This window comes from Pseudomonas fluorescens, from assembly GCF_041354075.1.
GTDB lineage: Bacteria > Pseudomonadota > Gammaproteobacteria > Pseudomonadales > Pseudomonadaceae > Aquipseudomonas > Aquipseudomonas fluorescens_CE.
Genome location: NZ_JARZGC010000025.1, coordinates 76,980 through 83,927, shown reverse-complemented (window position 1 = coordinate 83,927; position 6,948 = coordinate 76,980). Strand labels below are relative to the sequence as shown.

Here is a 6,948-nt window from a genome sequence, read left to right as displayed (position 1 = left end):
CCCCCCCCCCCCCCCCCCCCCCCCCCCCCCCCCAATTTTTTTTTTAATCATACGGCCCCCACCGATATCAACACTATGCATTTCGGCGGAAGCGTCAGTTGTTTTAAAGTCACAGGGTGACTTTCGAATTGACCTACTTCTGACGCGGTCGCCGCTCGCACGGCAATCGGTGCTAGCGGCTCAGTGTCCGATCCAACCCAAGGGACTTTCGCGAATGAACACTCACTTCGCCTTGCTCGTGCTCACTTTACTCGCCGGCGCCACGCCCGGCGCCCACGCCGCCTCGACGGTGGACCTGACCGTCAAGGGACGGATCACCCCCATCGCGTGCACGCCCGCCCTGTCCAATAACGGCCTGGTGGATTACGGGAAAATTTCCTACAAAAGCCTGAGCGTCGACAAGCGTACGCAACTGCACGACAAGCACCTCGACTTCACCCTCCAGTGCAACGGTCCTGCGCGTTTCGCGTTGGTCATGCGCGACAACCGCGACGGCTCGGCCATCGTCAACAGCGAGATTTACTATGGATTGAACCATGACAGCCGGGGCAACAAGATCGGTTTGTACTCGCTGAATTTCGACCCGACGCAAACGGTGGTGGATGACCTGTCCCAGGTGTTTCGCACCGACTCCACCACGGGCGGCGTGGCCTGGAGTTCATCGAACAGCCGGCCGATCCCGATTGGCGCCCGAAGTTACCTGGGCTTTACCGACATCGCCGGCAGCAACGCCGGGCCGATCTTCATCCAGCACCTGACGAGTCGGGTGACCGTCGAGACCGTCATCGCCCCGACTTCCGAGCTGGACGTGAGCACCGACATCCAGCTCGACGGTTCGGCGACGCTGGATGTGGTGTACCTGTGAGTCAGACTTTTTCGCTGACCACCTGGACGTACAACGAGCGCCCGGCGCCGAGCCCCGCGATGATGGCGCCGAGGCCGATCACGCCGAAGATCCAGCCGACGGCGCTCCAGCCGCCGGTCCAGTCATGGACGATGCCGACCGCGAACGGCCCCAGGGACGCCAGGGTGTAACCGAAGCCCTGGGCCATGCTCGACAGGTTCGCCGCGACGTGAGAGTCGCGTGAACGCAACACGATCAGGGTCAGTGCCAGACTGAAGGTGGCGCCCTGCCCCAGACCGAGCAGAATCGCCCAGCCCCACAGGCCTTCGATCGGCGCGTAGAGGCAACCGAACAGTCCCCCGAGGGTCATCAGCATGACGATCACGATGGCCGGGCGTTGATCCTTGCCCCGGGTGGCCAGCCAGGGGGCGGCCAACGAACTGACCAGTTGCACGATTACCGAACCCGACAGCACCAGGCCGGCCTGGGTCGGGGTCAGGCCGCGACCGATCAGGATCGACGGCAACCAGCCAAAGACGATGTAGGCCAGCGACGATTGCAGGCCCATGTACGCGGTCACTTGCCAGGCCAAGCGGTCGCGCAACAAACCGCTCACCCGGTAGGCCACGTTGTGCGCGCCATGTTTCTGGCCAACTTGCGGCAGCCAGAACAGTACCGCGATCAACGCCGGCATCGCCCAGAAGCCCAGGCCCGCCGCCCAGCTTTTATCGAAATGCTCGCTCAACGGCACGGTCGCGCCGGCCGCCATGGCCGCGCCCAGGCACAGGGCCATGGTGTAGACACCGGTCATGGTCCCGGCCTGTTTCGGGAAGTCGCGCTTGACGATGCCCGGCAGCAAAACGCCGATGATGCCGATACTCGCACCCGCCATTACGCTGCCGCCGAACAGGCCAAGGGTGCCGAATGAACTGCGCAGGATAATGCCGCCCGCCAGCGTCAGCAGAATCCCCAGCACCACCCGCTCCGCGCCAAAACGCCGCGCCAGAACCGGTGCCAGCGGCGCGAACAAGCCCAGGCAGAGGACCGGCAGGGTGGTCAGCAAACCGGCCTGCGCCGCCGACAACCCGAGGGTTTTCGACACCTCACTGAGCATCGGCGCCATGCTCGACAGCGCCGGACGCAGGTTCAGCGCCACCAGGATCAGGCCCAGCAGCAACAGCCACGGACGGCGCAGCAGCGGATGACTTTGCTGGACCTGTTCGTCATCGGCTTCGGCGTCGATCAGCAGTTCGTCGAGCTCGGTTGTGCGTTTGGCGTCGGTGATCAGGGGGGGTTGAGCACGCATGCTGTTCTCGTTTTCAGGGTTCATTGATTAACTGCCTCGACAGCGCTTTGGCCCGCTCCGGGTCCTGTTGTTCGACGGCATCGAGCAATTCGATGTGCAGGTCGAACACTTCCTGGCGGCGCGGGGAAATGTTCAGGCAGTGGCGCAATTGCGCGCCGACGACACTGGAGAAATAGCGATACAGCTCGCTGAGGGTCGGGTTGTGAGCGGCGTCCACCAGGCGACGGTGGAACACCAGATCACAGGCGATGTAGGTGTCGAGATCACCGTGATAGTGACGGCCACTGACCCCCAGTGCCTCGCGCAGGGCCACCAGGTCTTCGTCGGTGCGGCGCAAGGCCGCCAGGCCGATGGCTTCCACCTCGAGGATGTGCCGGGTTTCCCGCGCCTGTTCCTGGGAGCAGCGCGACAACGCCTTCACGGTGTCCAGCGGGTCGACCACCGCCCGCAGGTAGCTGCCGTCGCCCTGGCGAATCTCGATCAAGCCGGAAAACGCCAGCACGCGCATGGCTTCGCGCACGGTGTTGCGGCTGATGCCCAGCTCGGCGGACAGCTCGGGTTCGGTGGGCAGGCGCTGGCCGACGAGCCACGCCCCTTCGGTGATACGCAGGCGCAATTGGTCCAGGGCCTGATCGACCAGGGAACGTTTAATCAACGGTGAAATATCTGACATAGGGGTCGAGCTTTCGTCCAATCATAGGATGAATTTTCTGACATGTTAGTCAGCTTCGGGTAGGACGGCAACCGTCTAGGGTCAGAAGGAGGCAAAACGAGCGGGATTTTCGATTAGACCAAATTACCCTATGAGGGTAATTCTAGGGATGAGGCTTAGGGATTTTATGGAGAAGAACACACCTCATTACGACTTGGGGATGATCAAGGAGGATGTCAGGCGACTGGGGAGAGACGCCTTTACTAAATCGGCTCGAAACAACGGTCGAGACTTGGGTTTGAGTCTTGAAGAAATGCAGGAAGTCGTTTTCGAACTCAGCAGCCGGATGCTGTACAAGTCGATGACTACCTACGGCGATCATCGAGTTTGGCAGGACGTGTACCACATCAATTCGCATCACCTGGAGATTTACATCAAGGTCACTTATTGCTCGGGCGGTGAACCTCCGGTGATCTCCTTCAAGGAGAACAACCCATGAATACAAAACAATGCTTCAGCTGCGGAGCACATGAAGGCATGCGGCATTTCGAAGGTCGCGGCGAAACGATGAGCGTAAAAGGAATGAAGCGCCGGGTTGATGATCTGTCCGGATGGGAGTGCCAAGTCTGCGCGGAAGTCATTCTCGACCCCGGCTGCTCGGAACGCTATTCAGAGGCGTCCGACGAACTGGTCATGGCAGCGAGACGGATGATCGGCGAAGAGCTCAGGCGCATCCGCCGCAAACTGCACTTGTCACAGAAAGAAGCGGTACTCCTGCTGTCCGGCGGTGGACACAATGCGTTCTCCCGCTACGAGCGCGGCGAAGTACTCGCACCCAAGACGCTGGTGTTGCTGATGCGACTGCTGGACCGCTATCCGCATCTACTCACCGATGTCAAAGCACTGGGCGAAGGCGCGGATTTGAGAGGTTTCACACAAGTCGAACACAAGGAGCATGAAACAGTAACGGCTGCCTGAGCCATGAATCGGCGCAAAAATAAACCCGGATCTCAGTCCGGGTTTATTTCACTGCCGAGCGGCGATCAATGCAGGATCTGGCTCAGGAACAGCTTGGTGCGATCGTTCTGCGGGTTGTCGAAGAAGTCGTTCGGCGCGGCCTGTTCGACGATTTCGCCCTTGTCCATGAAGATCACGCGGTTGGCCACGGTGCGCGCGAAGCCCATTTCGTGGGTCACGCAGAGCATGGTCATGCCGTCTTCGGCCAGGCCGATCATGGTGTCCAGTACTTCCTTCACCATTTCCGGGTCGAGGGCCGAGGTCGGCTCGTCGAACAGCATGATTTTCGGTTTCATGCACAAGGCACGGGCAATCGCCACGCGCTGTTGCTGACCGCCGGACAGTTGCCCCGGGTATTTGTGCGCCTGCTCCGGAATGCGTACGCGCTCCAGGTAGTGCATGGCGATTTCCTCGGCCTTGCGCTTGGGCATCTTGCGCACCCACATCGGCGCCAGCGTGCAGTTCTGCAGGATGGTCAGGTGCGGGAACAGGTTGAAGTGCTGGAACACCATGCCAACTTCACGGCGGATCGCTTCGATCTGCTTGAGGTCGTTGGTCAGCTCCACGCCATCGACTACGATGCGGCCCTGCTGGTGCTCTTCCAGGCGGTTGAGGCAACGAATGGTGGTGGATTTTCCCGAGCCCGACGGGCCGCACAGGACGATGCGCTCGCCTTGCTTGACGTTCAGGTTGATGTCTTTCAACACGTGGAACTGGCCGTACCACTTGTTCACGCCCTGCATCTGAATAATGCCTTCAGGGCTCACAGGCTGCTTGATTGCTTCGCTCATTTCAAAACTTCCCAAATAGGTAGCGACTTAGCGCTTGTGGCCCGTGTCGAGCTTGCGTTCCAGGTGCATGGAATAGCGCGACATACCAAAACAGAAAATCCAGAACACCAGGGCGGCGAACACATAACCTTCGGTGGCCATGCCCAGCCATTTCGGGTCGGCGGCCGCTTGCTTGACGCTGTTGAGCAGGTCGAACAGGCCGATGATGATCACCAGACTGGTGTCCTTGAACAGCGCGATGAAGGTGTTGACGATGCCCGGGATCACCAGCTTCAGGGCTTGCGGCAGAATCACCAGGCCCATGCTGCGCCAGTAACCGAGGCCCATGGCGGCGGCGGCTTCATACTGACCCTTGGGAATCGCCTGCAGGCCACCGCGCACCACTTCGGCGACGTAGGCCGACTGGAACAGGATCACGCCGATCAGCGCCCGCAGCAGTTTGTCGAAGTTCATGCCCTCAGGCAGGAACAGCGGCAGCATCACCGAGGACATGAACAGCACCGTGATCAACGGCACGCCGCGCCAGAACTCGATGAAGGTCACGCAGACCACACGAATCGCCGGCATGTTCGAACGACGCCCCAGCGCCAGGACGATCCCCAGCGGCAAGGCACCGGCGATACCCACGGTCGCGATCACCAGGGTCAGCATCAGGCCGCCCCACTGGCTGGTCGCTACCTGTTGCAGGCCGAGGACGCCACCGTGCAGCAGGCACCAGGCAATGATCGGGTACAGCACCAGGAAGCCCAGGCCGTAGACCGCCTTGCGCGGGAAGCGCTTGATGAACAGCGGTGCGGCGCCGAGCACCGCCAGCCACACGGTCAGGTCCACGCGCCAGCGCAGTTCCGGCGGGTAATAGCCGTACATGAACTGGCCCAGGCGCTGCTGGATGAACACCCAGCAGGCGCCCTCCTTGGTGCAGTCGGCGCGGGTGGTGCCGACCCAGTTGGCGTCGATGATCGCCCACTGCAGGATCGGTGGGACCACCAGGTAGATCAGGTAGAACGCGAACAGGGTCAGCAGGGTGTTGAGCCAACTGGAGAACATGTTCGCGCGCATCCATGCCACCACGCCGATGCTGCTGCTCGGTGGTGGCATGTCAGGTTTGAAAGTATGGGTACTCATGCGCTTTTCCTTACCGCTCAATCAGCGCAATGCGCTTGTTGTACCAGTTCATCAGCAGGGAAATGCTGATACTGATCGTCAGGTACACGCTCATGGTGATGGCAATCACCTCGATCGCCTGCCCGGTCTGGTTCAACACGGTGCCGGCAAACAGCGAAACCATTTCCGGGTAACCGATACCGGCGGCCAGCGACGAGTTTTTCACCAGGTTCAGGTACTGGCTGGTCAACGGCGGAATGATCACGCGCAGGGCTTGCGGGATGATCACCTTGCGCAGGGTCGGACCGTTGCGCAGGCCGAGCGAGTGCGCCGCCTCGGTCTGGCCGTGGCTGACCGACTTGATGCCCGAACGCACGATCTCGGCGATGAACGCCGCGGTGTAGACGGTCAGGGCCAGGGTCAGGGCCAGCAGTTCCGGGATCAGCACCCAGCCACCGACGAAGTTGAAGCCTTTGAGCTCGGGCATTTCCCAGTGCACGGGTGCGCCGAAGACCAGGCTGCACAGCGCCGGGATCACCAGGAACAGGGCCAGGCCGACCCAGAACTTGTGGAACGGCTCGCCGGTTTCTTCGAAGCGCTTGTTGGCCCAGCGGCTCATCAGCACGATCGCCGCGATGGCCACCACGATGCTGACCACGAACGGCCAGAAACCCTCGGCGGCCAGCGCGGCGGGCATGTTCAGGCCACGGCTGCTGACGAAGAAGGTGTCGCCGAAGTTGTGGCTGTTGCGCGGCCCCGGCATGGTCAGGAAGACCGCGAAGTACCAGAACAGGATTTGCAGCAGCGGCGGAATGTTACGGAAGACCTCGACGTACACGGTCGCCACTTTGGCGATGATCCAGTTCTTCGACAGGCGGGCGACGCCGATGACGAAGCCGAGGATGGTTGCCAGGACCACGCCGATGAAGCTCACCAGCAAGGTGTTGAGCAGGCCGATGACGAACACCCGGGCATAGCTGTCCGCTTCGGTGTAGTCGATCAGGTGCTGGGCGATGCCGAAACCGGCACTGCGCTCCAGAAAGTCAAAACCGGAGGTAATGCCCCGGTGCTGAAGGTTGGTCTGGGTATTGTCGAACAGGTACCAGCCCATCGAAACCACCGCAATGATGGTGATGATCTGGAAGAGCCACGCACGCACTTTGGGATCGCTGAGGCTGAACCTCTGCTTTGGTGCGCCGATTGAATTTTGCATGAAGTGCCCCGGATGTAATGG

General features: G+C 61.1%; 8 protein-coding genes. 3 read left to right on the top strand and 5 right to left on the bottom strand.

The annotated features are described in order from the left end of the window. Window positions 1-214: 214 nt before the first annotated feature. The gene (locus QIW53_RS24040; RefSeq protein WP_371052047.1) at window positions 215-865 is read left to right on the top strand and encodes a DUF1120 domain-containing protein; all 651 of its coding nucleotides are present in this window, start codon (window positions 215-217) and stop codon (window positions 863-865) included. A gap of 1 nt (window position 866) precedes the next feature. On the opposite strand, the gene QIW53_RS24035 is transcribed toward QIW53_RS24040, so the two are convergent. Further along, window positions 867-2,174 carry a CynX/NimT family MFS transporter gene (locus QIW53_RS24035; protein WP_371052046.1) on the bottom strand — a complete coding sequence of 436 codons (1,308 nt, stop codon included), beginning with the start codon at window positions 2,172-2,174 and terminating at the stop codon, window positions 867-869. Beyond that, a complete protein-coding gene (locus QIW53_RS24030; protein ID WP_371052045.1) occupies window positions 2,164-2,823 on the bottom strand; it encodes a FadR/GntR family transcriptional regulator in 660 nt (219 codons plus the stop codon). Before QIW53_RS24030 ends, QIW53_RS24035 begins: the two co-directional genes overlap by 11 nt. 166 nt (window positions 2,824-2,989) lie before the next feature. Here QIW53_RS24030 and QIW53_RS24025 point away from each other — a divergent pair, with 166 nt between their 5' ends. Together QIW53_RS24025 and QIW53_RS24020 are read left to right on the top strand one after the other, a co-directional pair. After that, window positions 2,990-3,301, top strand: coding sequence for a type II toxin-antitoxin system MqsR family toxin (locus QIW53_RS24025; protein ID WP_371052044.1), 312 nt, complete (start codon window positions 2,990-2,992; stop codon window positions 3,299-3,301). After that, entirely contained in the window at window positions 3,298-3,780 is a 483-nt protein-coding gene (locus tag QIW53_RS24020) for a type II toxin-antitoxin system MqsA family antitoxin (protein ID WP_371052043.1), read from the top strand. Before QIW53_RS24025 ends, QIW53_RS24020 begins: the two co-directional genes overlap by 4 nt. 65 nt (window positions 3,781-3,845) lie before the next feature. Here the strand turns inward: QIW53_RS24020 and QIW53_RS24015 are convergent, their stop codons facing one another. The 3 genes from QIW53_RS24015 to QIW53_RS24005 are packed head-to-tail and all read right to left on the bottom strand — an operon-like array spanning window position 3,846 to window position 6,927. After that, on the bottom strand, window positions 3,846-4,610 hold the full coding sequence (locus QIW53_RS24015) for an amino acid ABC transporter ATP-binding protein (protein WP_003178331.1): 765 nt from the start codon (window positions 4,608-4,610) through the stop codon (window positions 3,846-3,848). 27 nt (window positions 4,611-4,637) lie between these two features. Further along, the gene (locus QIW53_RS24010; protein WP_371052042.1) at window positions 4,638-5,735 is read right to left on the bottom strand and encodes an amino acid ABC transporter permease; all 1,098 of its coding nucleotides are present in this window, start codon (window positions 5,733-5,735) and stop codon (window positions 4,638-4,640) included. 10 nt (window positions 5,736-5,745) lie between these two features. Beyond that, a complete protein-coding gene (locus QIW53_RS24005; RefSeq protein WP_371052041.1) occupies window positions 5,746-6,927 on the bottom strand; it encodes an amino acid ABC transporter permease in 1,182 nt (393 codons plus the stop codon). Window positions 6,928-6,948 lie beyond the last annotated feature (21 nt).

Bases quoted from the DNA above. Each gene is read 5' to 3' on its own strand.
- QIW53_RS24020 (WP_371052043.1), top strand. From the start codon at position 3,298: ATGAATACAAAACAATGCTTCAGCTGCGGAGCACATGAAGGCATGCGG.
- QIW53_RS24025 (WP_371052044.1), top strand. From the start codon at position 2,990: ATGGAGAAGAACACACCTCATTACGACTTGGGGATGATCAAGGAGGAT.
- QIW53_RS24030 (WP_371052045.1), bottom strand. From the start codon at position 2,823: ATGTCAGATATTTCACCGTTGATTAAACGTTCCCTGGTCGATCAGGCC.
- QIW53_RS24035 (WP_371052046.1), bottom strand. From the start codon at position 2,174: ATGAACCCTGAAAACGAGAACAGCATGCGTGCTCAACCCCCCCTGATC.
- QIW53_RS24015 (WP_003178331.1), bottom strand. From the start codon at position 4,610: ATGAGCGAAGCAATCAAGCAGCCTGTGAGCCCTGAAGGCATTATTCAG.
- QIW53_RS24040 (WP_371052047.1), top strand. From the start codon at position 215: ATGAACACTCACTTCGCCTTGCTCGTGCTCACTTTACTCGCCGGCGCC.
- QIW53_RS24005 (WP_371052041.1), bottom strand. From the start codon at position 6,927: ATGCAAAATTCAATCGGCGCACCAAAGCAGAGGTTCAGCCTCAGCGAT.
- QIW53_RS24010 (WP_371052042.1), bottom strand. From the start codon at position 5,735: ATGAGTACCCATACTTTCAAACCTGACATGCCACCACCGAGCAGCAGC.